Here is a 26,586-nt window from a genome sequence, read left to right as displayed (position 1 = left end):
TGAGTGATTGTGGATCAGTAGTTGTTGGTGCCCATCCGGCAGGCGATTTCGAACGCCTGGCGGATCGCGCCGACATTCGCTTTGCCCTGCCCCGCAATGTCGAATGCGGTGCCATGGGCCGGGGTGGTGATCGGTATCGGCAAGCCGCCCTGTACCGTCACGCCGCGGGAGAAGCCCATCAACTTGATCGCGATCTGTCCCTGGTCGTGATACATCGTCACCACCGCGTCGAAGGCACTGGCATCGCCCTGCACCTTGAGGAAAATCGTGTCCCCCGGGTACGGCCCTTCCGCCGCAATCCCCAACGCCTGGGCGGAGCGCACGGCGGGGCCGATGATGTCCAGTTCTTCGCGACCGAACGAGCCGTTGTCGCCATTATGCGGGTTCAGCCCACACACGCCGATACGCGGTTTTTCCAGGCCGTTACGCTTGAGCGCGGTGTCGATCAACTGAATGGCTGCCACCACCCGCGCCTGCGTGAGCATGCCCGGCACTTCAGCCAGCGCCACGTGGGAAGTCACCCGCGACGTCCACAAGTTATCGAGCACGTTGAACTCACAGAACGGCCCATGGAAATCCAGCAACTCGGCGAACCAGTGCAACTCATCGTTATGCGCCATGCCAGCCATGTGCAGCGAGGTCTTGTTCAGCGGTCCGAACAGCACGGAGTCGGTGATGCCGGCCTCGGTCAGGCGCAGGGCTTTTTCCAGGGTGTCGAGGCTGTAGCGACCGCCGACAATGCTGGCTTCATTGCGCGCAAACTCGCCAACCGTGTCGCCGCGAAAGTCATAGAACAGCGGCGTGTCATCAACGAATGAAAGGTGCTCCAGCGACTCGACGCGACGGTACGGAAATTCCATCCCGGCGATGCGCATGCCGTGACGCATTTCTGCTTCGTCGGCGATCAAAATCACATTGGCCTGACGGCGCACTTCGGGCTCGGCGAGCAGGCGAGCGATCAGTTCCGGGCCGATGCCGGCCGGGTCGCCCAGGACCATCGCGATGGTGGTTTTGTTCATGCTTCACTCCTCAAGGATTCAGGCCGCGCCCGGTCAATGGCGCAAGGCTCGCAGCGATAGATCCGCTGCGCATTGCTGTAGAAAAGTCGTTCCTGATCGGCACTCGGAAAATCGGCAACGATGGATTTGAAACCGCTGTAGATGTCGTCGAACGAGCCGCACAGGCTGTCCACGGGAAAGTTGCTGGCGAACATCGCCCGGTCGCTGCCGAACATGGCGATGACTTCGCGCACGATCCAGGCATTGTCCTTGGCGCGCCAGCGTTGACCGCCCTGCCCCAGGCCGGAAATCTTCACCCGCACGTTCGGCCACTGCGCCAGCCGCGCCATCGCCAGGCGCCAACCGGCCAGGCCTTCGGCACTGCGGTCGTTGGGCAATCCGGCGTGGTTGAGAATCAGCGTGATGCCGGGAAAATCCCGGGCCAGGCGTTCGGCTTCGTGCAGATTCCACCAGGGCGTCTGCAAGTCGAAATGCAGGCCCAGGCCTTCGAGCGCGGCGTAACTTCGACGCCAGTGTTCGTCGCTCATCAGGCTGCGCACGTGCCCAACCTGTTCCGGTGCAATCGGGCCACCGGGCTTGTGGCGCACGCTGCGCACGTACTTGAAAGCCGCTTGCTCGGTCAGCAACGCGATGGCGTCCGGATGGTCGAGCCAGGCTTGCGCGACGATGGCATTTGGCACGCCGTAGCGAGCGGCCAGCCCCTCGATGAAACGGGTTTCGCCAATCGGGTCTTGCGGGTTCCATTCGGTCTCGACGTACACCGTTTGCACGACGTTATGGGCACCGGCATCGGCGAAGTAGTCATCGGGAAAATAGCGACGCTTGATCGCGCTGTAGTCACCGTAGCGAAACGGAATGTTGGCCTCGGGCGCGAGCCACGGATGGTCATTGATCGCCGGGTCCCAGAAATGGTGATGGGCGTCTACGATCGGGCCGTCCCACAACTTAGTCATGACGCACCTCATCCAGGCTGATAAACAATGTGGCCAACACGAAGACCGCCGAGCACACGGCAAAGAACCCCAGCACCGGCGCAAATCCGCCGGCCATTTGCACAATGACGCCCACCAGAATCGGCACCGCGATACCGCCCGTGCTGCCGGCCATGTTCATCACGCCGCCGATCAAACCGACCCGCGCCGGCGCCGCCAGCAACGCCGGGAAGCTCCAGTAGAGGCTGCCCCACATCAGGAAAAACGCGGTCATCGCCAACAGCGCCACCGCCGCAAAAGGATCGCTCAGGGTCGGCAGCAACAGGAACGCGCCCAACGCCACGACACCGGAAAACGCCAGCAGGCTCTTGACCGCCACACCGCGGCTCACACCTTTGCGAATCAAGCCATCGCAGAGGAAACCACCGGTCAATGAACCCAGCGCACCGCAGATGAAAATCACGAAGGTCGCCGCGCCAATACCCTTGATATCGAAACCACGAGCCTGCGCCAGATAACTCGGGCCCCAGGTCAGCAAACCGAAATAGACCATTGCCCAACTCGCACGTCCGATCAGCAGCCCCGTCAGTGAACGGGCCGCAATGCCCAGCCCCTTGACCGGCGCACGGGCAGCTTCGGCTGCCGGGGTGGCGCGTCCGGCATTGATCTTCTCCAGCTCCTGGCTATTCACTTGCGGATGCGTGGCCGGGTCATCGCGCAGATAACGCCGCGCCACCCAGGCCAGCACCAGCGTTGCAATCCCGGCGATCACGAACGCCAGACGCCACGAATCGAGCGAAGCGATGAGATACGCAATGATCAATCCGCCCAGTGCCACGCCCAAGGGGCTGCCACTGTCCATCAGCACCGCGCCGCGACTGCGCTCGCTCGGCGCCAGCCACAGGGAAATCAGCTTGCCGCCGGACGGAAACAAGGGCGCCTCGGCGGCCCCCAATGCAACGCGGGCGAACAGCAGTGACACGCCGCCCGTGGCAAAAGCCGCGATGACCTGAAAAGTCCCCCACAACCCCGTGGACCAACTGATCACCCGATGCGGACCGAAACGGTCAATCAGCCAGCCACCGGGAATCTGCAACAGCGCATAGGCCCAGAAGAAGCTGCTGAGGATCAGCCCTTGCAGGCTCGGCGACAGGGAGAATTCATGGGCGATGGTTGGCATCGCAATCGACAGCGACACGCGATCGATCAGGTTGACCATGGTCAACGCAAAGACAATCGCGAAAATCCGCCAGCGTACGCTGCTGGCTTTGGTCGCACCGGTAAGCGGGGTGACCGCTGCCGTTGATTGAACACCTGCGTCAGACAGATGCAGGGAAGCACTGGGACGAGCCATGGTGCGTACCTCGTTTTATTATTTTTGTGGTGACGACATTGCCGCTGACTGGCGGCATTGATGAGCACTATCGAAGGCTCAGTGATAACCGTCTAATCAAAACTTGAAATCAGGCGATAGCCTCGAGTTATGGCACGCCCGGCTTTCACTCGGCTTTCAACGGATATCGCGCTTTCGACTTTCCTCGTAAAGTGCTCTGGAGCAAAGCCTAGAGCCATCGCCCTCCTTTTCACTGACAGACCTATAACCCCAGGCTATCGGTGTATGTATTGTTTTGACTAGACGCGGGCCCCGAGGCTTCACACACTCAGGCCAGGCTTGCAGCAATCGAGCATCGACAAGCCACTCATAACAACTACAAAAACGAGGCCCTTCCATCATGCGAAATGCATTCGTCCGTCGCACATCCCGTTTGTTTCTCGGCTGCACACTGATCGCCGCAGGCGCCCTTCCCGCTCTCGCCAACGCTGCCTGGCAGCCGGACAAGAATGTCGAAATCGTCGTCGCCGGTGGTCCCGGTGGCGGCACTGACCAACTCGGTCGCCTGATCCAGTCGATCATCACCACCCACAAATTTCTCGATGTGAATACCATCGTCCTGAACAAGGGCGGCGGCAATGGTGCCGAAGCCTTTCTCGACCTGAAAATGAACAAGGGCGACGCGGAAAAACTGGTGATCGGCACCAACAACATCTACCTGTTGCCGCTGGTGTCCAAGCTCGGTTACCAATGGCAGGAACTGACGCCCGTCGCCGCCGTGGCCGAGGATGACTTCATTCTCTGGAGCTACAAAGACGCGCCGTGGAAGGACGCCAAGGGCTTCTACGCCGCGGTCAAGGCTGACCCGTCGAACCTGCGCATGGGCGGCAGCCAGTCCAAGGATGTCGACCAGACCCTGACCCTGCTGCTGAACCAGACCAACGACGCCAAACTCGTCTACATCCCGTTCAAGAGCGGCAGTGAAGCCGCGACCCAACTGGCCGGCAAACACATCGCCGCCAACGTCAACAACCCCAGCGAAAGCATCAGCCAATGGCGTGGCGACCAGGTCGAGCCACTGTGCGTCTTCAGTAAAGAGCGCATGAACTACACCGAGAAAGTCGCCGGGGATAAATCCTGGGCCGACGTGCCGACTTGCCACGAAGAAGGCCTGGGCATCGATCAGTACCGCTTCCCGCGCACCGTGTTCATGCCTGGCGACGTCACGGCCGAACAGCGCGCGTTCTATGTCGAGCTGATGCGCAAAGTCACCGAGACGCCTGAGTTCAAGGCGTACGTGAAGCAGAACGCGCTGGTTCCGACCTTCCTCGAAGGCGAGCCGCTGACCGCCTACATTGAGAAAGACACCGCGCGCGTGACCCCGGTGTTCAAAGAAGCCGGCTGGCTGAAAAACTGAGTCGCCAACGGCCGTCCGCACGCGCGCGGCCGTCACCTGCTGGAGGTGTTTCATGTCCCAATCTTCGGATTCACCGGCGCTGGTCGGCACCCGCTGGGTCGAACTCGGTCTGACACTCTTCACCACGCTGATCGGCGCGGTGGTGATGTTCGGCAGCGTCGAACAAGGTATCGGCTGGGGCGATTCCGGCCCCGAGCCGGGTTACTTTCCCTTCTACATCGGCCTGCTGTTGAGCGCCGCCAGTGTCGGCAACGGTGTGTTGACCGTGGTGCGCTGGCAAGCCCTGAGCGTTTCGTTCGTCAGCCGCAGCGCGTTCAAGCAAGTGTTGTCGGTGTTCATCCCGATTGCGCTATTTGTCGGCGCCATGCCGTTCACCGGCATCTATGTGGCCTCAGCCTGTTTCATCGCCTGGTTCATGTGGCGTGACAAGGTCCGCGTCAAACCCTACGGCAAGCTGATGATCGGCACGGTGTCGCTGGGCGCGGTGCTCGCCAGCTACCTGATTTTCGCGCTGTGGTTCAAGGTCCCGCTGGATGCCGGCCCGATGGGCGACTGGATTGCCCTGGCCGGGAGAAATTTCAAATGAGCGAGTTCGATTCCCTGCTGCAAGGCATGAACCTGATCCTGACCCCGGGCCACATCGGCCTGATGGTGATCGGCGTGCTGCTGGGCATTCTGGTCGGCGTGTTGCCCGGCCTCGGCGCCCCCAATGGCGTGGCGTTGCTGCTGCCGCTGACGTTCACCATGTCGCCGGTGTCGGCGATCATTCTGCTGTCGTGCATGTATTGGGGCGCGCTGTTCGGCGGCTCGATCACCTCGATTCTGTTCAACATTCCCGGTGAGCCCTCATCGGTGGCGACGACGTTCGACGGTTACCCGATGGCCCGTGAAGGCCGAGCCGCCGAGGCACTGACGGCAGCGTTCAGTTCCGCGCTGATTGGCGCATTGGCCGGGGTATTGTTGCTGACGTTTCTGTCGACAAAAATTGCCGCGTTTGCCATGTCGTTCAGCTCGCCGGAGTTCTTCGCGGTGTACCTGTTGGCGTTCTGCACCTTCATCGGTATGAGCAAGAACCCTCCACTGAAAACCGTGGTGGCGATGATGATCGGTTTTGCCATGGCGGCGGTCGGCATGGACACGGTGTCCGGCAACCTGCGCCTGACGTTCGACCAGCCAACTTTGATGACTGGCATCAGTTTCGAAGTGGCGGTGATCGGTTTGTTCGGTATCGGTGAAATCCTCTGCACCGTCGAGGAAGGCCTGGTGTTTCGCGGCGAGCATGCGCGTATCACACCGATGATCATCCTGCGCACCTGGGCCAAGTTGCCACGTTACTGGTGGACGATTGTGCGCAGCACGCTGGTCGGTTGCTGGATGGGCATCACCCCTGGCGGCCCGACTGCCGCGTCGTTCATGAGCTACAGCCTGGCACGGCGATTCTCGAAGAACCGCGAGAACTTCGGCAAAGGTGAACTCGAAGGCGTGATCGCCCCGGAAACCGCCGACCACGCCGCCGGCACCAGCGCCCTGCTGCCGATGCTGACCCTGGGTATTCCCGGTTCGGCCACGGCGGCGGTGATGCTCGGCGGCTTGATGATCTGGGGCCTGCACCCTGGCCCGACGCTGTTCGTCGAGCAGCATGATTTTGTCTGGGGCCTGATCGCCAGCATGTATCTGGGCAACGTGGTCAGCCTGATCGTGGTGTTGGCCACCGTGCCGCTGTTTGCCTCGATCCTGCGGATTCCGTTCTCGATCATCGCGCCGATCATCATCATGGTCTGCGCCATCGGTGCCTACTCGGTGCACAACTCGTTCTTCGACGTGGTGCTGATGCTCGGCTTCGGCGCGCTGGGTTACCTGTTCAAGAAACTCGGCTATCCGATTGCGCCACTGGTGCTGGCGGCGGTGTTGGGCGACAAGGCTGAAGATGCGTTCCGTCAGTCGATGCTGTTTTCTGACGGTCATCTGGGGATCTTCTGGTCCAACCCACTGGTGGGCAGCCTGACCACGGCGGCGCTATTGATGCTGTTCTGGCCGCTGATTTCCAAGGCGCTGGGTGGCCTGATGGGCCTGCGCAAATCCCACGTCGCCAAACCCAAATCGGTGCTGTGACACAGCAATGCTGGCAACGCCTGACATTTGTTGTCAGGCTTGCCGCAGACTTCCTTGCGAGCCACGGCCCATGACCCGAATTCCTGCTGCCAATGTGATCCACAGTCGACTGCGTCTGCGCCAACTGCGGTTGATGCTCGCGTTGCAGGAATTCGGCTCGTTGCGCCGCGCCGCCGACCACATCGGCATGACCCAACCGGCCGCGACCAAAATGCTCCACGAAGCCGAGGACTTGCTCGGCGTCGAACTCTTCGAGCGCCTGCCCCGGGGCATGCGCGCCACCCCGTTCGGGGAAACCGTCATTTACTACGCACGCATGGTGTTCGCCGAACTCAGCGGCATGCGTGAAGAACTGGTGGCGCTGGAGTCCGGCAACCTTGGCCGCGTCGCGGTCGGTGCGATTCCGGCACTGGCCTCGGGCTTGTTGACCCGCACCATCGCGACCTTGAAACAGAGCCATCCGCGGTTGTCCATGAGCATCCAGGTCGACACCAGCGACGTGCTGGTGCAAGCGCTGTTGCAGGATCAACTGGATATCGTCTTGGGGCGGATTCCGGCCGGTGCGCGGGCCGAAGAGTTGCTGTTCGACAGCCTCGGTGAAGAAGCCTTGTGCGTGATCGCCGGGGCGAAAAATCCGCTGGCGCAGGAGAAGCAGCTGAGCTGGGCGGAACTGCAGCACATGACCTGGGTGCTGCAACAGCATCCCAGCCCGATGCGCGCCATTATCAATCAGGTGTTCCACAACGCGCGGGTCGACATCCCCAGCAGCATTGTCGAAACCACCTCGATCATGACCTTGCTCTCGTTGGTGCAGCAGACCGACATGCTCGGCGTCACGCCGGTGTCGGTGGTGGAGGACTATCCCGGTCGGGATTTACTGGCGATTTTGCCAATCAAGTTCGAAGCACGGCTGCCGCCTTATGGGCTGATCACCCGGCGTCATCGCATTCAATCGTCGGCGATGCAGGCGTTCATGAATTCGGTGCGGGCCGAGCACGCGCTGGCCAAATAAAAAGGCCCGGAGCATTGAGTGCTCCGAGCCTTTTTTCGGTTTACGCGTTTTTACGGAACACGAAGACCAGACCGACGATGATCAGCAGCATGCCCAGCAGGCTCAACGCCGCCAGCTTGTTGCCGAAGATCAGGTAGTCCATCACCGCCGTCACCGCCGGCACCAGGTAGAACAGGCTGGTGACATTCACCAGGTTGCCCCGGGCAATCAGGCGGTACAAGAGCAACGTCGCCAACACCGAAACCACCAGCCCCATCCACAACACCGGCACGATAAACCCGGTGCTGTGTTCAAAATGAAACGGCTGGAACGGCACAAAAATGCCGCACAGTAACAACCCGGCCAGGTATTGCACCGGCAGTGTGCCGAGGGGATTGTCGGTGATGCGTTTCTGCATGATCGAGCCGAACGTCATGCTCGCCAGCGCCAGCAATCCGAAGAGCATGCCGGCCATCGACATGCCGGCCAGGCCGATACCCTGATACACCACCATGATCAATCCAGCCAGACCCAGGCCCAGACCGAACATCCGGCTGAGGGAGCGCTGACGTTCCATCAGTACCACGGTCAGAATCGGTTGCACGCCCATGATCGTCGCCATCACGCCCGGGGTGACTTTCAGGTCCAGGGCCAGCAGATAGAAAATCTGATAGGCCCCCAGCAACACCACGCCCGTGGCCATCGCATACAGCATCGGCTTGCCGCCCTTGGGCAACTTCAGCTTGAGCAACGGCACCAACAACACCAGACCGCACAAGGCGATGGCGAAGCGCACCAGTAGAAAGGCAAAGGGCGACGCATGCGCCAGGCCCCATTTGGAGAAGATCGCCCCGCTGCTCCACAGCAGGACGAACAGGCTCGTGGACGCCGCCGCGAGCGCGGATTGTTTCGAAAGGACAAACATGAATGCCACCTGTAGTCAGGCAAAAGCCAACTCAGCCGAAGCTGAAATTCCGTAGTTTTTTCTGGCGGGCAAAGGGCAACAGCAAAAAGAAGCTGATCAGCCCGAAATGCCAACGCCCGGCGGTGATACAACTGCGTACACCGGCGTGCTACGGACAGGTGGGGGGTAATGACTGATCTGCGCAGGCTGCTGATTCCCGCACGGCATGACGCCAGCGTTGACCGCTGAATCGACGACCGCGTTGATGAGGGATGCAGGCATGGGCTGATCTTTTTTGATGAGGTTGACGGTGGGGTGGAAATCACCGTGGGCCGACTATAACCAGCGGGTGACATGGATTGCAATGACTTGGACAAAGGGCCAGTAACGACATTCGGAAAAGTGCTGCTTACTCTGGGTGAAAGGGAATCGCCCGCGTTGGGAGGACAGGGAATGCAAGAGATCACATGCCAAGGGAACGGACGTGTCTGCGGTATCAGTTGTACAGATCAAGGGCCAGGACTTTGGCAAGCCTCAAGACTGCTCAACTGCAACATGAGCTTGAACGGGTTGGCCAAACCGATCTCGATTTATCGAAGGTACGCTTTGAAGCGATCAACGTGCAGGCACTGAAAGCCTGGGAGCGTTGGCAGGATCCACACTTTGCATGGAACGAAGTAGCTGGATGGAAAGCAAGTGAGCCTTTGGCTCTGGATCTCGCGATCTGGTTTGAAGCAGAGCTGTGCGGGCTATGTTTCTCAAATCCAAACAATAGTCGGCAACGAATCCGCATCGTGAGGCTGGAGGGGAGACCAGGGGAAGACCATCCGCTGAAAAAACGTATTGCACCATTGGCCCTATTGGTCGTTGAACAGTACGCAAAAATTATTGGCAGCAGGTTCATCGAAGTTCAGGAGCCACTGAAAGGTGCCATTTCCATTTACCAACAATTCGGTTTTTACTTCGATGCAGAACGTCGACTTGTCAAAGCCGTAGAGAGCCTAGTATCTTGAAATCTGTTCAATATATGACCAATGACGGAGGGAAGATGGGTAAATTGATTAAGAAATCTCCCACAAAAAAACGCTCATCCTCACCAGAAAGAAAGCAGGTTGCTGTCGAACTGACAGCCAGTGAGCGGCGCATTCTGCAAATAATTGCGACGGGGATCGAAGGCGACGAACCGAGCCTGCTCGCCGGGCGCCCTTGAAAACGGCGAAAAAAAACCGCTCCAAGGAGCGGTTTTTCATTTCCTGACAAGCCTCAGCCAAACAACCAATACCCCAACAACGTCAGCACCACCACCGCCAACACCGGCCGCAGTACGCGGTAGGCCTTGGGATGACGACGCTTCCACCGTTTAACCACACCACTGACCCTGTCGCTTGAATTCTTGCTCCAGGCATACGCCCGGTTAATCCCGCCCACGCGCTCATCATCAAGGTTTTGAGGGGCCGTGGCACGACCGAGCCAACCGCTGATCGAGCGGTTGATGCGGGTCATGATGCGATTACTCAGCGGACGCTCAATGTCGCAGAACAGAATTACCCGGGTTGTCGCGGTTTCGTTCTTGACCCAGTGCACGTAGGTCTCATCGAACATCACGTCTTCGCCATCGCGCCAGGCGTAGACCTGGCCGTCAACGAAGATGCGGCAATCATCGGAGTTGGGTGTCGACAGCCCCAGGTGATAACGCAAGGAACCGGCAAACGGATCACGGTGCGGATTGAGGTGGCTGTCACCTGGCAGTAACGCAAACATCGCACCCTTTACGTTGGGGATGCTGTTGACCAGTTCCACGGTCTTCGGGCACAGGGCTTCTGCCGAGGGCAGTGCCTTGTCATACCACTTGAGGTAAAAGCGCTTCCAGCCTTTCTTGAAGAACGAACCGAAACCGGCGTCGTTATTCTTCTCGGCAGCGCGAATGTAGCCCTCGTCGAACAAATGCATCGCTTCGTCGCGGATAACTTCCCAGTTGTCCTTGAGCACGTCCAGTTCCGGAAACTTGCTGCGATCCAGATAGGGTTTGGACGGGACACCGGAGAACAGGTACATCAAGGCGTTGTAGGGCGCGAACAGCGCCGAGTGATTGACGAATTGCCGTAACACCGGCAATCGCGCCTTGCCGCGCAAATGGACATAGAGGGTGCTGCCCAGAAACAGCAACAACACCGACGCTTTCGCGGCAAAGGAAAAGCTCATCAACGACTCCTTGAGATTAAGGCTCACGCACAACGCCATTTACCCGACGTGGCAGTCGGCCATGATAAACATTACCGACCTCGGGAAAAACCCGCCTGACACAACATTCAGTATTAAGGATTGCGCAACAAAGCACTTCTTAACATAAGGTTCCTGAACAAGGGCTGACCTGAATTCAGCCCTGTCGACTCATCAATGAATACTCAGTCCACTGCCGCGCTTATTGCTGGTTCTCCTGTTCGGTGAACAGATCGCTGAACAGCATGCTCGACAGGTAGCGCTCGCCGGAGTCCGGCAGGATCACCACGATGGTCTTGCCCTGCATTTCCGGGGTTTCCGCCAGGCGAACAGCAACAGCCATGGCCGCGCCACACGAGATACCGCACAAAATCCCTTCTTCCTGCATCAAGCGCAAGGCCATGGCCTTGGACTCGTCGTCAGTGACCAACTCGACCCGATCAACCATCGACAGATCGAGGTTTTTCGGTACAAATCCGGCACCGATGCCCTGGATCTTGTGCGGGCTCGGCTTGATTTCTTCACCGGCGATGGCCTGGGTGATCACCGGAGAACCCGCAGGCTCAACGGCCACCGAGATAATCGGTTTGCCCTGGGTATTCTTGATATACCGCGAAACGCCGGTAATGGTTCCACCTGTTCCAACGCCCGCCACCAGCACATCGACCGCACCATCGGTATCGTTCCAGATTTCCGGACCGGTGGTTTTTTCGTGGATGGCCGGGTTGGCCGGGTTGTCGAACTGCGCCGGCATGAAGTACTTGGCCGGGTCGCTGGCAACAATTTCACCGGCTTTTTCAATCGAGCCTTTCATGCCCTTGGCAGGCTCGGTCAGCACCAGTTCGGCGCCCAGTGCCTTGAGCACTTTGCGACGTTCGATGCTCATGGACGCCGGCATGGTCAGCATCAACTTGTAACCACGGGCAGCGGCGACAAACGCCAGGCCGATCCCGGTATTGCCCGAGGTCGGTTCGACAATGGTCATGCCAGGCTTGAGTTTGCCGGTGCTTTCGGCGTCCCAGATCATGTTCGCGCCGATCCGGCACTTGACCGAATAACCGGGGTTGCGCCCTTCGATCTTGGCCAGGATGGTCACGCCGCGCGGGGCGATGCGGTTGATCTGCACCAGCGGTGTATTACCGATGGAGTGGGCGTTGTCAGCGAAAATACGGCTCATGGCTGGGTCCTTGTACAGCATTGAATAAGCCCACAAAGGTATGCCTGTTGCCGGTAGTCGTCCAGTTCGACCGAACGTCCTGAAGCAGGCGCAGTCAATGGCTTTACATCGCCGGAGAATTGCCATCATGAAGCGTCGATACAGCTGGCCCCTGTGGACCCTCGCCGGCCTCGTTGTGTTGCTGATAGCCCTGCACATCGCCCTGCCCTACATGGTGCGCGATTACCTGAACGACAAACTGGCGAACATGGGTGATTACCGGGGCCAGGTCACCGATGTGGACCTGGCCCTGTGGCGCGGCGCCTACAAAATCAACGGACTGAAAATCGTCAAGGTCGACGGCAAGGTGCCGGTGCCGTTCGTCAATGCGCCGCTGATCGATCTCTCCGTCAGCTGGCATTCGCTGTGGTACGACCATGCGGTGGTGGCGCGGGTGCAATTCTTCAATCCGGAGGTGAACTTCGTCGACGGCGGCGCCAACAAGCAAAACTCGCAAACCGGTCAGGGCACTGACTGGCGCTCGCAACTGAGTAAGTTGGCCCCTTTCACGCTGGACGAAGTGCGGATCTATGACGGCAAACTCAGTTTTCGCAACTTCAATTCCAAACCTCCCGTGAACATGAACGCCACACAAGTCAATGCCAGCATTTACAACCTGACCAACGTGGTCGACAAAGAAGGCAAGCGTGACGCCCGTTTCGAAGGCAAGGCCCTGCTGCTTGGGCATGCGCCGCTGGAAACCACTGCAACATTCGATCCTTTAAGCAACTTTGAAGACTTTGAATTCCGCCTGCGTGCCAAAGACATCGAACTCAAACGCATGAACGACTTCGCCTCGGCCTACGGCAAGTTCGACTTCAACGCCGGCCACGGCGACGTGGTCATCGAAGCGCAAGCGAAAAAAGCCCGATTGACGGGCTACATCAAACCGCTGTTGAAGGACGTCGACGTGTTCAACTGGCAGCAAGACGTGGAAAACAAGGACAAAGGGATTTTCCGCTCCATCTGGGAGGCCATCGTCGGCGGCTCCGAAACCGTGCTGAAAAACCAGGGCAAAAACCAGTTCGCAACCCGAGTGGAACTGAGCGGCAACGTGCATCGCCAGGACATCAGCGCGTTCCAGGCGTTTTTGCAGATTTTGCGCAATGGTTTCATCCAGGCGTTCAACGCCCGGTATGAGCGGCCGAAGCCTGAGGCGGGTTAGGGTTTGCGTGTGACGGTATAGCGACCGGTTTCTTCAGCCGCCCGTGTAGACGTCAATTGCTGCTGCAAAAAATCCCATCCCAGGCAGGCTAATGCCAATGATCGCGGCACCGCTTCCCGGCCACTGCTGTATCGGGTGATGCTGCGGGCGCTGACCCCAAGCGCCTCTGCGGCTTGATTGAGCGAGAAGCCGGTGCGAGCGCGCCACTCAATGAACATCCGGGTATTTTCGTCGGATGCATTTTGCGCGAGAGCATCCAGATACAAAGTGTCGGCACCGATCTGAATATCCTGCTCAGGCCACTCGACAGTCCAGCCATCGTCCCCCAACGCTGCACCATCGAATGCACCCACCTCCAGCAATGGCCGCAATCCGGTATAGGTGCGCAAGTCTCGACTCAAATCCAGGGTCAATCGCTGACCATCGATAAAGGTCAGCGCCAGGCGGTTATCCGGCAACGCCTGTACGGCCGCGAGCCGTGGTCGTTTCATGGGTAACATCGTTTCCAATCCTCCAGCAATTGCACTTGATTGGCCCTGACCCATTCCAGCGCTTCCTTGATTATCAGCGGCGGGGCCTACCGACCATCACTTCGACGGTTTCCAGGCTGAGCATCACGTCGAGCCCGCCACCGGTCAGGTGGACATGGGGCGGAGGATGATCCTTCTCGCCCAACTGAATGCGGTACGTATCGCGAAATCGATATTTAGTAGACATGCCCCGCAAGCTATCGCCAATATGGCGATAGCTCAATACTGGCCAGCCGCCGAGACTGAGTCAAGATGTGACGCTCCATTCAGAGACTGAATAAGTCGTCTGCGTTCACAGTCGACCGGGCAGCGCGGTATAGTCGGGCATCACCATTATTGCGTCCCGCCCTGCCCCGTTCAGGTCGGCGTCACCGTTCGAGGATTAGCAGATGAAGTTCGAAGGCACCCAGGCCTACGTCGCCACCGATGACCTGAAGCTGGCGGTCAACGCCGCCATTACCCTGGAGCGTCCGCTGCTGGTCAAGGGCGAGCCGGGCACGGGCAAGACCATGCTGGCCGAGCAACTGGCCGAGTCCTTCGGCGCCAAGCTGATCACCTGGCACATCAAATCCACCACCAAGGCGCATCAGGGCCTGTACGAGTACGACGCGGTCAGCCGCCTGCGTGACTCGCAACTGGGCACGGAAAAGGTCCACGACGTTCGCAACTACCTGAAAAAGGGCAAGCTGTGGGAAGCGTTCGAATCCGAAGAGCGGGTGATTCTGCTGATCGACGAGATCGACAAGGCCGACATCGAGTTCCCGAACGACTTGTTGCAAGAACTCGACAAGATGGAGTTCTACGTTTACGAGATCGACGAGACCATCAAGGCCAAGAAGCGTCCGATCATCATCATTACCTCCAACAACGAGAAAGAGCTGCCGGACGCCTTCCTGCGTCGCTGCTTCTTCCACTACATCGCCTTCCCGGACCGCACGACGCTGCAAAAGATCGTCGACGTGCACTACCCGGACATCAAGAAAGACCTGGTCAGCGAAGCGCTGGATGTGTTCTTCGACGTGCGCAAGGTGCCGGGGCTGAAGAAAAAGCCATCGACCTCCGAACTGGTGGACTGGCTCAAGCTGCTGATGGCCGACAACATTGGCGAGGCGGTGCTGCGCGAACGCGATCCGACCAAGGCCATTCCGCCGCTGGCCGGCGCGCTGGTGAAGAATGAACAGGACGTGCAACTGCTTGAGCGCCTGGCGTTCATGAGCCGTCGCGGCACCCGCTAAGAGGCTGATGCCATGCTGCTCAACCTGTTCAATGAAATGCGCGCCGCCAAGGTGCCGGTCTCGGTGCGTGAGCTGCTCGACCTGATCAACGCGCTGAAACAGCGCGTGACCTTCGCCGACATGGACGAGTTTTACTACTTGTCCCGGGCGATTCTGGTGAAGGACGAAAAGCATTTCGACAAGTTCGACCGGGCGTTCGGGGCTTACTTCAATGGCCTGGAGAAACTCGACGATCACCTTCAGGCCCTGATTCCCGAAGACTGGTTGCGCAAGGAATTCGAACGTTCCCTGACCGACGAGGAACGGGCGGCGATCCAGTCCCTTGGCGGCCTGGATAAACTGATCGAAGAGTTCAAGAAGCGCCTTGAAGAACAGAAAGAACGCCATGCCGGTGGCAACAAGTGGATCGGCACCGGCGGTACCAGCCCGTTTGGCTCTGGCGGCTTCAACCCGGAAGGCATTCGGGTCGGCGATGCCGGCAAGCGTCAGGGCAAGGCGGTTAAAGTCTGGGATCAGCGCGAGTACAAGAACCTCGACGATTCGGTGGAACTGGGCACGCGCAACATCAAGGTGGCCCTGCGCCGCTTGCGCAAGTTTGCCCGTCAGGGTGCCGCCGAAGAGCTGGACATCGATGGCACCATCGACCACACCGCCAAAGATGCCGGTTTGCTGAATATTCAGATGCGGCCGGAACGGCGCAACACCGTCAAGCTGTTGCTGTTGTTCGACATTGGCGGTTCGATGGACGCGCATGTGAAGATTTGCGAGGAATTGTTCTCGGCCTGCAAGACCGAGTTCAAGCATCTTGAGTATTTCTACTTCCACAACTTCATTTATGAATCGGTGTGGAAAAACAACATGCGTCGCACCTCCGAGCGCACTTCGACCCAGGACTTGCTGCACAAGTACGGCGCCGACTACAAAGTGATTTTCATTGGTGACGCCGCCATGGCGCCTTATGAAATCACCCAGGCCGGCGGCAGTGTCGAGCACTGGAACGAAGAAGCCGGTTATGTGTGGATGCAGCGGTTCAAGGAGAAGTACAAGAAACTCATCTGGATCAACCCGTATCCGAAAGATACGTGGGGCTATACCTCATCGACCAATATTGTGCGGGACTTGATCGATGACCAGATGTATCCGCTGACCCTTCGGGGGTTGGAGGAAGGGATGCGGTTTCTTTCCAAGTAATCTTCGCTGCCAGTGATGGCCTCTTCGCGAGCAAGCCCGCTCCCACACTTTATCTTTGTCGTACACAAGTATGTGTCCACTGGAGATCAAATGTGGGAGCGGGCTTGCTCGCGAAGTTTTTAGCTATTTGAAAACCTACCCAGATACTCGACCTGCTGCCGATGCGCCACCTCCTGCACCACCGGCCGCAACCGCACCTTCGCCCCCGGCAAGCACTGCGCCAGCCGCGCCAGGGCCAGCGGCGTCAACGCCCCCAGTCGCGGATAGCCGCCAATGGTCTGTCGATCATTGAGCAGCACAATCGGCTGCCCGTCCGGCGGCACCTGCACCGCGCCGAGCGGGATGCCCTCGGAAATCATCGGTTTGCCCTGGTACTGCAACGCCGTGCCTAGCAAGCGGATCCCCATCCGGTCCGCGCGGCTGTCGAGGGTCCACACGCTGTTGAACGCGTAGAACGCACTCTGCCCGCTGAACTCGCCGATCTGTGCGCCCAGCACCAGATCCAGCGGCGAATCGTCGGAGAAGTCCGGGCGGTGTTCCGCCGGTAACTCCCGCAACAGGAGCAACGCACTCCCGGCATAACTCAGCTGCGCACCTTTGGCCAACGCCCGGCCCCGGCCATCCAGACCGCCCAGTTCCTCACGGACCACGGTCGAGCGACTGCCCAAGACGCTTGGCGCCTCAAATCCACCCGGCGCCGCGAGATAAGCCCGAGCCCCGAGCAGCGGCTGGGTGAATTGCAATCGCTGACCTTTATGCAGCCGAAAACTGCGCCATGGCGCCAGCACCTGGCCGTCGATTTGAGCTCCCAGATCCGCCCCAGCCAGCGCCAGCACGCAATCATCTTCAGCCACCACGGTGAACCCGCCGAGGGTGATTTCGATCACCGGCGCATTCAGGTCATTGCCCAACAGCCAATTGGCCCAGGACATCGAACGCCAATCCAGCCCGCCGCCCTGGGTCACACCCAGATGCCGCACGCCAAAACGACCGGCATCCTGCAGCAGGCACAACGGCGTGCTCGCTTCTATTGATAAGCGGCTCATACCTGCGCCTCCAATGGCGTGTCGTCACCGCCCAGATGGATGAATTCAGCATGGCTGACGGCTTCAAAGCGCACCGTGTCGCCCGGCTGCATCAGGCTGTAGCCGTCGCGTTCCCGGTCGAACAGTTTGGCCGGGGTGCGACCGATCAGGTTCCAGCCGCCCGGGGATACCACCGGATAGGCGGCGGTCTGGCGCTCCGCAATGCCGACGCTGCCCGCTGCGACTTTTTTTCGCGGAGTATTCAGACGTGGCGCGGCGAGCACTTCCTCGACCAATCCCATGAAAGCGAAACCCGGCGCAAACCCTAAGGCAAACACCTGATACTCGCGCCCGCTGTGACGACGGATCACCTCCTCCACCGCCAACCCGCTGCGCTGCGACAACAGACTCAGCTCCGGGCCGACACTCAGGTCATACCACACCGGCAGCACATGGCATTGACCGCCGGTGCGGGTATTGGGCGACAGATCAATCAGCGCTTGAGCGATCAATTCACGAGCCTGGGCCGGGTTCAGCGCGATCAAATCGTAATGCACCATCAACGTCGTATAGGACGGCACCAGATCGATGAGATGTTCGCCGAACGCGGCCCGCAGATTTTCGCTGGCGGCCAGCATCCACGGCATGTTGGCCTCGCTGATCTCATCGAACAGACGCACCATCAGGCAATCCAGCGCCACCACCTCTACCCGCAGTTTCATGGTGTGCTCTGCTGATCGAGGGCCTCGCGAATCCGTCGCACGGCGGCCACCGAACTGGCGTTGTCGCCGTGCACGCACAGGGTGTTGGCCTGCAAATGCAATGCGCTGCCATCGCTGGCAGTGAGGTGGTCGCCACGGGCGATGGTCAGTGCCTGCCCGATGATTTTCTCGGGGTCATGATGCACTGCGCCCGGCAGTTGCCGCGAAACCAGCATGCCCGCACTGTCGTAGGCACGATCGGCGAAGGCTTCGAACCACAAGGTCACGCCATATTCATCGCCCAGTTGCTGCGCGGCGCTGTTGTCACGGGTGGCCATCAACATCAGCGGCAAGCTGCGGTCGTACGCCGCCACAGCCTGAAGCACCGCACGCAATTGCGCCGGGTTGCCCATCATGTCGTTGTACATCGCGCCGTGGGGTTTGACGTAGCTGACACGTCCGCCCTGGGCACGGCAAATGCCGTCGAGGGCGCCGATCTGGTAATGCAGGATGTCCTGGAGTTCCTGGGCGGTGTACGCCATGGAGCGCCGGCCGAAACCGACCAGATCCTGATAGGCCGGGTGCGCGCCGATCTGCACGCCGTTGCTCAGCGCCAGGCTGACGGTCTTGCGCATGATGCTGGGGTCGCCAGCATGAAAGCCGCAGGCGATGTTGGCGCAATCAATGAAGGGCATGACCTCGGCGTCCAGACCCATGGTCCAGTTGCCGAAACTCTCGCCGATGTCGCAGTTCAATAGCAGGCGGTTCACGATGAACACTCCTGTAGGCATTGTTCTTGTCAGATGTAGGCAGATTACTGCGCATCCAGTTGTTTGCCACGGGTTTCCGGCAGGCTCAGCGCGGCAAGGATCACCACGCCGTAGGACACTGCCGCAAACGCCCCGATACCGACGCTCAATGGCACCTTCTGGCTGAGCAAGCCGATCAGCAGCGGAAACAGTGCCGCCAGCGCCCGACCAATGTTGTAGCAAAAACCCTGGCCCGAGCCACGAATCCGCGTCGGGAACAGCTCAGTCAAAAAAGCGCCCATGCCACTGAAGATGCCCGAAGCGAAGAAGCCCAGCGGGAAACCCAGCCAGAGCATCACGCCATTGCTGACCGGCAGTTGGGTGTAAAGCAGCACGATGGTGAACGAGCCGACAGCGAACAGGATGAAGTTCTTCTTGCGCCCGAGGATGTCAGTCAAATACGCGCTGATGACATAACCGACGTAGGAACCGACGATCACCATCGCCAGATAACCGCCCGTGCCGAGTACGCTCAAGCCCCGTTCGTTCTTCAAAAACGTCGGCAACCACGAAGTGATCGCGTAGTAACCGCCCAGTGCGCCAGTGGTCAGCACCGAAGCGCGAATCGTGGTGAAGAGAATGCCCGGGGCAAAAATCTCGTAGAACTTCGCCGGATTGCTCGGTTCCTGCCTGGCCTTGGCCTCGCGATAGATTTCCGGGTCCTTGACCAGGCGACGGACGAAGATCACAAAAATCGCCGGCACGATGCCGAGAATGAACAGTGCACGCCAGGCGTCTTCCGGTGGCAACACCGAGAACAGCAGCGCATACAGAATCGCCGTCAGCCCCCACCCCAGCGCCCAGCCCGATTGCACCATGCCCACCGCTTTGCCACGGTCCTTGGCGCGAATCACTTCACCCATCAGCACCGCCCCGGCGGTCCATTCGCCGCCGAAACCGAAGCCCATCAGGGTGCGGCTGATCAGCAGTTGTTCATAGTTTTGCGCGAAGCCGCAGAGGAAGGTGAAGAAGGCGAACCACAGCACCGTCAGTTGCAGGGTGCGCACACGACCGATGCGGTCCGAGAGTATCCCCGCCACCCAACCGCCGATGGCCGAGGCGATCAGGGTGCTGGTATGGATCAGCCCGGCTTCGCCGGTGGTGATGCCCCACATGGCAATCAGGGTCGGCACCACGAAGCTGAGCATCTGGGTGTCCATGCCGTCCAGGCCATAGCCGATCTTGCAGCTCCAGAAGGTGCGGCGTTCCTGCTGATTGATGTTGCGGTACCAGTCGAAAGGTCCCGGACGAGCCGTGGTTTTGGGGATGTCGAGCGTGTCGGGCGCACTCATGGCAAATCTCCGCGCTAGTTTTTATTGGTATTGTTCTGAGCCCCGACGACGCCTATCGTGGGAGCCGGATGCGCCGATTTTTGGGTTCCTGGCCCTGTTGCGTCCAACTAATAAAAACCCGCTCCAGACATAAGAAAAATTTGACCCCATGAATTTGAAGTTTCTTGAAACCTTTGTCTGGGTCGCCCGACTCAAGAGTTTTCGCCTGACCGCAGACAAGCTCTTCACCACCCAGGCCTCGATATCCAGCCGCATCGCCGTGCTCGAAAGCGAGCTGGGAGTGAAACTGTTTTTGCGCGATTCACGCGGCGTCAGCCTGACGCCAGAAGGCCTGAAAGTGCTCGATTATGCCGAGCAGATGATGGACACCATGCAGGCGCTCAGACAGTCGATCGAGACCCGTTCTAGCAAGGTTGGGCGGTTGCGGATCGGCGTCATGGACACGGTGATCCACACCTGGCTGAGCCCGTTGGTGGCGCAGATGACAGATCTGTATCCGTTGGTGGAAATCGAGCTGGTGGCCGATACCTCGCTCAACCTCTGCGATCAGCTGCAAAAAGGCTTTCTCGACCTGATCCTGCAAACCGACTTGATGCGCCAGGAAAGTGTGCGCAGCCTGGAGTTGGCCAGCCATCCCATGGGCTGGATCGCAGCGAGCAATTCCCTCTACAACCGCGAGTATTCCGGCATTGCCGACCTGGCGCGGGAGCGGGTCATCACCTACTCGAAAAACTCGCATCCGCATCAAGAGGTGCTGGCCTTGATGCAGGCTAATGGCGTGATGACGCCACGCCTGAACTGCGTGAACTCGGTGTCGGCGATTACCCGTTTGTTGCGCGATGGTTTCGGCATTGGCGCGCTGCCGCCGGTGCTGGTGGCCGAGGAACTGGCACGCGGGGAGTTGACGCTACTGGCCATCGATCAACGGCCACCGGATTTACAGGTGGTGGTGTCGTGGCGCACGGGCGTTGAGTGGGTCGAGGAGATTGTGGCGTTGTGTCAGCACGTCGTGGAGCGCTATGCGCAGGAAGTGGGCGAGCACTACATCGTCTTGAGCAAAACCCCAGTCAGGATCTGAAGGAAATTTCCTGAATTCTAAATATGAACCTCTATCATTTGCATTAATTTTTCCAGAAGGTATTCTCGGCGCGCTTTCAGCTAACCAACTGTCCACAAGGAACCGGACTTGATGCGCGCCTACACGCAAAAACAGCAGCTATTGCTCGCTCACTGGAGCGAAGCCCTCGGCACTCAGGCTTTCCAGGCCCACCGCATCACCCTCGACCATTTGAGCAACGCGCTGGAGCCCGCCGCCCAACGCTGTTTCCAACGCCTGATCCAGGCGCTGTTTCGTGAAGGTCTGATCAACCCCGACGCTTGTGAATACGATGACGATAGCCATTGCTGGCTATCGCTTGGCGATGGCGCGCACCTGTGCTTCGAGCACCTGTCCGGCACCCGAATGAACGGCTGGGATATGCGCGGCAGCATCGTCCTGCATACCCCCGACAGACTGCCCCATAAAATCCAGCTACCCAGCGAATTGCTCGCTCACCTGAGCATTCAGCTCAACCCGCCAGCCTCACCTCAGGTACTCGAACGTCTGGCCCAGGAGCTGGATGACAGCTTCGGCAACGACACCCTTTGCCTGGCGTTTCACCATGGATGGACCGAACGCCTGAGAGAGCAGATCGACACCGAGTACGACGACAACCTGCTCGCCTGGCTCAAAGCCGGCGCCAGTCATCAGAACCCTACGTCACTGCTCGAACAATGGGGCACTCTTGGCCATCCATGGCACCCGAACTACAAGACCAAACTGGGTTTGAGCGCCGCTCAGGTCATCGCTTTCTCGCCTGAATTCGAAGCGAGTTTTCCGGTTGTGCTGTGCGCTCTGCACCGCCAGTACGCACACGTCGAAGCGCTGGCGGGTACCGGCGATTACTGGGATTGGTGGCAAGGTCACTTCCCGCAGGCCGCCGCACGATTGCAGCGCCATTTGCAGCAGCTGGGCCTGGACGCAAAGGACTACCTCCCGCTGCCGTCGCACCCATGGCAAGCCCATGAAGAATTGCCGGATTCGTTCGCCAACGAGATAGCCGACAACCTGCTGATCGTCACTGACATCGTCGCTTTTACCGGCCACCCGACCATGTCCTTCCGCACGGTCCTGCCGGACGCCAGCCGCGTTGCGCCGATGGTCAAACTGCCGGTGGCGTTGCGACTGACCAGTGTGCAGCGCACCGTGTCGCCGCGTTCGGCCCGGATGGGGCCGCGCATCAGCCAACTGATACTGAAGATCCTTGATCAGGAGCCGCAGATTCAGCGTCTGCTGAACATCGTTCCGGAGCGCATCGGCGTGCACTATGCGCCACAACCGGCCGATGACGAACGCTCCCGGCATGCCGCCGTACTGTATCGCGACAACCCGCTGACCTTACTGCAAGAAGGCGAGTTGGCGGTGCCGGTCGGCAGCCTGTTCGCCTTCAACGAATACGAACAACCGTTGCTGCGTGACTGGGTAAGACTGGCTCAGGGTCGTGACGACAGCGAGGCCATGCTGGCGTTCTTCGATGATTACCTGTCGATTGCCGTACCGAGTCTGTTGGGCATTTACCTGATGTATGGCGTGGCGTTCGAAGCGCACCAGCAAAACAGTTTCATGGTGATGGGCGATGACGGGCAGTTGAATCGGCTGTTACTGCGTGACTTTGGTGACGTTCGTATCGATCGCAAAACCCTGCACGCCAAGGGCCTGGATATCCAGTTGCACGATCCGGAAATGACCCTGTACGACGACGCCGGTTTTGTCCGCGACAAGCTCCTGCACACCACGTTCATGTGCCACCTCGGTGAATTGACGTTGCTCTGTGCCCACCACTGGAACGTGCCGGAAAATATCCTTTGGGAGCGCTTGGCTGCGTACGTTGAACAGTGCTTTGAGAGCGTACGCGAGCGCGTTGAACCGGCACGCTGGGAAAGCGAGCGCCAGGCCCTGCTGGAACAGGATTGGCCGGCCAAATCGTTCATGCGCATGCGCTTGCTCGACAGTCATGCCGACATCGTCGGACGTCTGAGTAACCCGTTGCGTCCCGTCACCCATGCTCGCTGACGGTCGCGCCTTGCGACTGCTGATCGTCATCCAGTTTGTCTCCATGGGTGCCATGGAAATGAGCGGCCCGTTCTGGCCCCTGCAGATCCAGCATCTGCTCGGGCCGGAGGGCGCCGGCTACACCGGACTGTTATCGGCGATGGTGTATGCCGGTCCAATGCTGGCCGCCATGCTCCTGACGCCTATGTGGGGCCGATTGGGTGATCGTACCGGGCACAAACCGATGATTGTTCGGGCGTTGCTGGCACTCGCACTGTGCCAAGGGTTGGCGGCCATCACCCTCGACCCATGGCTGCTGGTGGGTATTCGCGTGATGCAAGGCGCGTTGGCCGGGTTTCTCGCTGCCGCGCAAGCCTATGCCTTGGCCTGTTGCGACAGTTCCAGACGGGGTCACACCCTGGCCCGCCTGCAGTCGGCAACTGCCATCGGCTCGTTGATCGGCCCGGTACTCGGCGGCTGGCTGATGGATGTCTCGGGGTTTGCCCTGCTCTGTTATGGCGCGACGGCGATTTGCCTGCTGTGCGCCCTGGGCAGTTTTTTCCTGCCGGCCGACAAGGCCCGGGCCTCGAAGAACAAACCGGTTGAACCCGTGGCACTGCCCAAAAGCTGGCTCGGCGCAATGCTGCTGGTGATCGTGCTGATTCAGGCCGCGAAGATGATGCCGCAACCGTTCTACGCGCTGTACGTCGCGAACATTCTGCACGCCCCAAGCTGGCTGATCGGCGCCACCTACGCGGCGAGCGCCGCGAGCCTGGCCGTTTCCGCACCGCTGTGGGGACGCCTGTTCGATCGCTGGCAACCGGCCTATACCTTGCGCGTCATCGAAGGCGTGGCCTGGCTGTGTGCCCTGACGCTGGCGGCCACGGCAATGACCAACGAATGGATGGGATTTCTCGTCAGTCGACTCGTCTGGGGCATCTGGCAAGGCGCCCTGCTGCCGGTGGCTTATGCACTGATCGCCAACACCGTATCCGCAAACCAACAGGGCTTTGCACTCGGTCTCGGCAACAGCGCGGCCAAGGCTGGCGCACTGCTCGGTACCGTTGTCGGAGGCGTCGGCATGGGGCTGGTGGGATTGGCACACAGTTTCTGGCTGGTAGCGCTGACCTACGCCATAGCCGCCATCGGGATCCGCTGCGTGCGGTCACTCAACGCCACACCTGACCGCTCGACCTCATCTACCCACACTTATCACAACTAAAAAAGTCCTCATCATGACCCGAACCAAACTCTCCCTGCTGATCCCGCTGCTCGGTACCTTCAGCGCCCAGTCCCAGGCCGAGGATACCGAGCAGCAGCCCGGCACTCTGAACATGCAAGCCACCGTCGTCTCCGCTACTCGCAGCGAAGCGACCATCGCCTCGATTCCAGGTTCGGTCCAGGTGATCGACGAACAGCAGGTCCGCGAGCAGAGCGGCGCAGGTCGCCGGGTCTCCGACATACTCGGGCAATTGGTCCCCGGTCTTGCGCCGTCCAGCGGGGGGATGAGCAATTTTGGCCAAACCCTGCGCGGGCGCAACATGCTGGTGTTGATCGACGGCGTATCGCAGAACGCCACCCGTGACAACTTCCGCCAGCTCAACAGCATCGCACCGGCCAGTATCGAACGCATCGAGGTGGTTTCCGGCGCCAGCAGCATTTATGGGGCCGGTGCTTCAGGCGGCATCATCAACATCATCACCAAACGCAATCAGGGTCAGGACATTGCTTACAGCAGCAAACTGGGCCTGACCAGCGGTAATAACCTCAATAGCAAAGGCTTCGCCTACGAAGCCTTTCAGAGTGCGACCGGGCGCAAGGATGCCCTGGACTGGTACGTCTCCGCCGACCTGACCCAGCGCAACGATCAGTACGACGGCAACGGCAACCGCATCCCTCAGGACACCTCTCAGGGCAGCAACATGGACACCGAAACCTATGACCTGCAAGGTCGTTTCGGTTACGAACTGGATGCCGACAAAAAAATCAGCCTGTCGCTACAGGACTACAAGGATCAGCAGGACACTGGCTACACCAAAGACCCGAAAAACTCGCAGCAAGCCGTGGCGGTCAAGGGACTGAAACTGGATGATCAACCTTATACCCATAACCAGGCGGCCAACCTCAACTACACCGACAACGACTTCTACGGCCAAGGCCTGCAATTGGAAAGCTACTGGCGCCGCGCCGATGCACTGTTCTTCCCGGACCTGTCGCGGGGCAAGGCAGGGATCTCTGACAACAACAGCGTGCAGGATGTCTACGGCCTGCGCGCGGCCATCGACACGCCGCTGCCGGCCATCGGCAGCGCCACGGGTAACTTGGTCTGGGGCGCCGACTATGATAATGAGCGCTCCCGCCAACGAGGTGATCAATACACGCTCAATGGCCTGACCTACACCAAGACCGGCACCACCTACGAGCTGGGCCCGGACATCGAAACCACCACCAAATCGCTGTTCGGACAGATGTCCTGGGACATCGGTGACTGGACCTTGCGAGGTGGTGTGCGCCGCGAATGGATCGAAAGCGACGTCTCCGACAGCATTGCTTATGGTCAGATCGTCCAGACCGGCATACGCGCAATACTGCCCGGCGACACCCTGAAATATGATGACACGCTGTACAACCTGGGGGCGGTCTACCACCTGAGCGAAAACCAGGATGTATTCGCCAATTTCAGCCAGGGGTTTTCGCTGCCGGATATCCAGCGCTTCATGCGTGATGTCAGCAGCACCTTCGATATTCAGAGCCTCAACGCCCAGGCCATCAAGGTCAACAGTTACGAGCTGGGCTGGCGCGGTAATTGGGACCAATGGCAGGCCGACGTCACCGTGTATGAAAACACCTCGGACGTGACCCAGTTCTACGATGCCAATGATCGCGTATTGCGTCTGATCAATCAGAAAGAGCGCGTTCGCGGCATCGAAAACAACCTGACCTACCGCGTGACTGATCAGTGGTCGGTGGGTGGCACTTACGCCTGGGCCAAAGGCGAGACCGAGCAGAACGGCAAATGGATCGATCTGCCGGCCACGCGCATCTCACCGGCCAAGACCACGCTGTTCGTCGGCTATATCGAAGACGATTACAACCTGCGCCTGCAAGGCATGCATTTGTCCAGTTATGACGCCGCCTACAAGGACAACAACGGACGCGACATCGATGGTTATACGCTGGTGGACCTGCTCGGCTCCGTGCAACTGCCGGTCGGTCGTCTTGAAGGCGGAGTGTTTAATCTGACTAATCGCACTTACGTAAACCTGTTCACCCAGGCCAACGCCAGAATGCCGTTCGCCAACGCCGAAGGCCGCACGCTGAGCATGAGCTACTCAGTCGACTGGTAAAAGCTGGGGCCGGCTTGCCAGCGATACGATCTGCCAGACATACCGTGTCGCAGCAA

The 26,586-nt window shown here is 59.5% G+C and carries 24 protein-coding genes and 1 pseudogene; 13 read left to right on the top strand and 12 right to left on the bottom strand.

Going from position 1 to position 26,586, the window contains the following annotated elements; all coding sequences use genetic code 11:
- Nucleotides 1-14 precede the first annotated feature (14 nt).
- The 3 genes from BK660_RS15060 to BK660_RS15050 are packed head-to-tail and all read right to left on the bottom strand — an operon-like array spanning nt 15 to nt 3,305.
- Nucleotides 15-1,019, bottom strand: coding sequence for a 4-hydroxythreonine-4-phosphate dehydrogenase PdxA (locus BK660_RS15060; RefSeq protein WP_123433938.1), 1,005 nt, complete (start codon nt 1,017-1,019; stop codon nt 15-17).
- Nucleotides 1,016-1,972 (bottom strand): amidohydrolase family protein, encoded by a 957-nt coding sequence (locus BK660_RS15055; RefSeq protein ID WP_123433937.1) that lies wholly within the window; start codon nt 1,970-1,972, stop codon nt 1,016-1,018. The genes BK660_RS15060 and BK660_RS15055 overlap by 4 nt, the downstream gene beginning before the upstream one ends.
- Nucleotides 1,965-3,305, bottom strand: coding sequence for an MFS transporter (locus BK660_RS15050; protein ID WP_123433936.1), 1,341 nt, complete (start codon nt 3,303-3,305; stop codon nt 1,965-1,967). The genes BK660_RS15055 and BK660_RS15050 overlap by 8 nt, the downstream gene beginning before the upstream one ends.
- Before the next feature lie 379 nt (nt 3,306-3,684).
- Here BK660_RS15050 and BK660_RS15045 point away from each other — a divergent pair, with 379 nt between their 5' ends.
- From BK660_RS15045 to BK660_RS15030, 4 genes are all read left to right on the top strand, one after another.
- Complete coding sequence (locus BK660_RS15045) at nt 3,685-4,701, top strand: Bug family tripartite tricarboxylate transporter substrate binding protein (RefSeq protein ID WP_123433935.1); 1,017 nt, start codon at nt 3,685-3,687, stop codon at nt 4,699-4,701.
- A gap of 52 nt (nt 4,702-4,753) precedes the next feature.
- On the top strand, nt 4,754-5,287 hold the full coding sequence (locus BK660_RS15040) for a tripartite tricarboxylate transporter TctB family protein (protein ID WP_123433934.1): 534 nt from the start codon (nt 4,754-4,756) through the stop codon (nt 5,285-5,287).
- Nucleotides 5,284-6,813 carry a tripartite tricarboxylate transporter permease gene (locus BK660_RS15035; protein WP_123433933.1) on the top strand — a complete coding sequence of 510 codons (1,530 nt, stop codon included), beginning with the start codon at nt 5,284-5,286 and terminating at the stop codon, nt 6,811-6,813. Before BK660_RS15040 ends, BK660_RS15035 begins: the two co-directional genes overlap by 4 nt.
- Nucleotides 6,814-6,883: 70 nt before the next feature.
- Complete coding sequence (locus BK660_RS15030; RefSeq protein WP_123433932.1) at nt 6,884-7,825, top strand: LysR family transcriptional regulator; 942 nt, start codon at nt 6,884-6,886, stop codon at nt 7,823-7,825.
- Nucleotides 7,826-7,865: 40 nt separating this feature from the next.
- Here BK660_RS15030 and BK660_RS15025 read toward each other — a convergent pair whose 3' ends face one another.
- Nucleotides 7,866-8,729 carry a DMT family transporter gene (locus BK660_RS15025; protein WP_123433931.1) on the bottom strand — a complete coding sequence of 288 codons (864 nt, stop codon included), beginning with the start codon at nt 8,727-8,729 and terminating at the stop codon, nt 7,866-7,868.
- Between the two features lie 446 nt (nt 8,730-9,175).
- On the opposite strand from BK660_RS15025, the gene BK660_RS15020 reads away from it, so the two are divergent.
- Nucleotides 9,176-9,721 (top strand): hypothetical protein, encoded by a 546-nt coding sequence (locus tag BK660_RS15020; protein ID WP_123433930.1) that lies wholly within the window; start codon nt 9,176-9,178, stop codon nt 9,719-9,721.
- A gap of 35 nt (nt 9,722-9,756) precedes the next feature.
- Nucleotides 9,757-9,918: a hypothetical protein gene (locus BK660_RS32595; protein ID WP_185045088.1), complete on the top strand. Its 162-nt coding sequence runs from the start codon at nt 9,757-9,759 to the stop codon at nt 9,916-9,918.
- Nucleotides 9,919-9,971: 53 nt separating this feature from the next.
- On the opposite strand, the gene BK660_RS15015 is transcribed toward BK660_RS32595, so the two are convergent.
- Together BK660_RS15015 and cysK are read right to left on the bottom strand one after the other, a co-directional pair.
- Complete coding sequence (locus tag BK660_RS15015) at nt 9,972-10,910, bottom strand: aspartyl/asparaginyl beta-hydroxylase domain-containing protein (RefSeq protein WP_123433929.1); 939 nt, start codon at nt 10,908-10,910, stop codon at nt 9,972-9,974.
- 220 nt (nt 10,911-11,130) lie between these two features.
- Nucleotides 11,131-12,105: a cysteine synthase A gene (gene cysK / locus BK660_RS15010; RefSeq protein ID WP_123433928.1), complete on the bottom strand. Its 975-nt coding sequence runs from the start codon at nt 12,103-12,105 to the stop codon at nt 11,131-11,133.
- Nucleotides 12,106-12,202: 97 nt separating this feature from the next.
- Here cysK and BK660_RS15005 point away from each other — a divergent pair, with 97 nt between their 5' ends.
- The gene (locus tag BK660_RS15005) at nt 12,203-13,309 is read left to right on the top strand and encodes a DUF748 domain-containing protein (RefSeq protein ID WP_473087012.1); all 1,107 of its coding nucleotides are present in this window, start codon (nt 12,203-12,205) and stop codon (nt 13,307-13,309) included.
- On the opposite strand, the gene BK660_RS15000 is transcribed toward BK660_RS15005, so the two are convergent.
- Nucleotides 13,306-13,809, bottom strand: coding sequence for a DUF2442 domain-containing protein (locus BK660_RS15000; protein ID WP_123433926.1), 504 nt, complete (start codon nt 13,807-13,809; stop codon nt 13,306-13,308). The two genes, BK660_RS15005 and BK660_RS15000, sit on opposite strands and share 4 nt — an antisense overlap.
- Nucleotides 13,797-14,026: pseudogene (locus BK660_RS14995) on the bottom strand (DUF4160 domain-containing protein). The gene BK660_RS15000 and the pseudogene BK660_RS14995 overlap by 13 nt, the downstream one beginning before the upstream one ends.
- 202 nt (nt 14,027-14,228) lie before the next feature.
- On the opposite strand from BK660_RS14995, the gene BK660_RS14990 reads away from it, so the two are divergent.
- The gene (locus BK660_RS14990; protein ID WP_028620815.1) at nt 14,229-15,074 is read left to right on the top strand and encodes an AAA family ATPase; all 846 of its coding nucleotides are present in this window, start codon (nt 14,229-14,231) and stop codon (nt 15,072-15,074) included.
- Between the two features lie 12 nt (nt 15,075-15,086).
- Nucleotides 15,087-16,265, top strand: coding sequence for a vWA domain-containing protein (locus BK660_RS14985; protein ID WP_027925858.1), 1,179 nt, complete (start codon nt 15,087-15,089; stop codon nt 16,263-16,265).
- A gap of 119 nt (nt 16,266-16,384) precedes the next feature.
- On the opposite strand, the gene BK660_RS14980 is transcribed toward BK660_RS14985, so the two are convergent.
- The 4 genes from BK660_RS14980 to BK660_RS14965 are packed head-to-tail and all read right to left on the bottom strand — an operon-like array spanning nt 16,385 to nt 20,092.
- A complete protein-coding gene (locus tag BK660_RS14980) occupies nt 16,385-17,311 on the bottom strand; it encodes a 5-oxoprolinase subunit C family protein (RefSeq protein WP_123433925.1) in 927 nt (308 codons plus the stop codon).
- A complete protein-coding gene (locus BK660_RS14975; protein WP_123433924.1) occupies nt 17,308-18,012 on the bottom strand; it encodes a 5-oxoprolinase subunit B family protein in 705 nt (234 codons plus the stop codon). Before BK660_RS14975 ends, BK660_RS14980 begins: the two co-directional genes overlap by 4 nt.
- Nucleotides 18,009-18,761, bottom strand: coding sequence for a 5-oxoprolinase subunit PxpA (locus BK660_RS14970; protein ID WP_123433923.1), 753 nt, complete (start codon nt 18,759-18,761; stop codon nt 18,009-18,011). The genes BK660_RS14975 and BK660_RS14970 overlap by 4 nt, the downstream gene beginning before the upstream one ends.
- A 44-nt stretch (nt 18,762-18,805) precedes the next feature.
- Nucleotides 18,806-20,092, bottom strand: a complete 1,287-nt coding sequence (locus tag BK660_RS14965) for an MFS transporter (protein WP_027925862.1) — start codon at nt 20,090-20,092, stop codon at nt 18,806-18,808.
- A gap of 148 nt (nt 20,093-20,240) precedes the next feature.
- On the opposite strand from BK660_RS14965, the gene BK660_RS14960 reads away from it, so the two are divergent.
- The 4 genes from BK660_RS14960 (at nt 20,241) to BK660_RS14945 (ending at nt 26,530) form a co-directional block, all read left to right on the top strand.
- Nucleotides 20,241-21,170, top strand: coding sequence for a LysR family transcriptional regulator (locus BK660_RS14960; protein WP_123433922.1), 930 nt, complete (start codon nt 20,241-20,243; stop codon nt 21,168-21,170).
- Between the two features lie 111 nt (nt 21,171-21,281).
- Nucleotides 21,282-23,204 (top strand): IucA/IucC family protein, encoded by a 1,923-nt coding sequence (locus tag BK660_RS14955; protein ID WP_123433921.1) that lies wholly within the window; start codon nt 21,282-21,284, stop codon nt 23,202-23,204.
- A complete protein-coding gene (locus BK660_RS14950) occupies nt 23,194-24,405 on the top strand; it encodes an MFS transporter (RefSeq protein WP_123433920.1) in 1,212 nt (403 codons plus the stop codon). Before BK660_RS14955 ends, BK660_RS14950 begins: the two co-directional genes overlap by 11 nt.
- A 13-nt stretch (nt 24,406-24,418) precedes the next feature.
- Nucleotides 24,419-26,530, top strand: a complete 2,112-nt coding sequence (locus BK660_RS14945; RefSeq protein ID WP_123433919.1) for a TonB-dependent receptor — start codon at nt 24,419-24,421, stop codon at nt 26,528-26,530.
- Nucleotides 26,531-26,586: the final 56 nt, after the last annotated feature.

The sequence above is a fragment of the Pseudomonas brassicacearum genome (genome assembly GCF_003732265.1).
In the GTDB taxonomy this organism is placed as follows: Bacteria; Pseudomonadota; Gammaproteobacteria; order Pseudomonadales; family Pseudomonadaceae; genus Aquipseudomonas; species Aquipseudomonas brassicacearum_D.
Note: the sequence above shows the minus strand (reverse complement) of the source record. Positions and strands in the feature narration are given on the sequence as shown.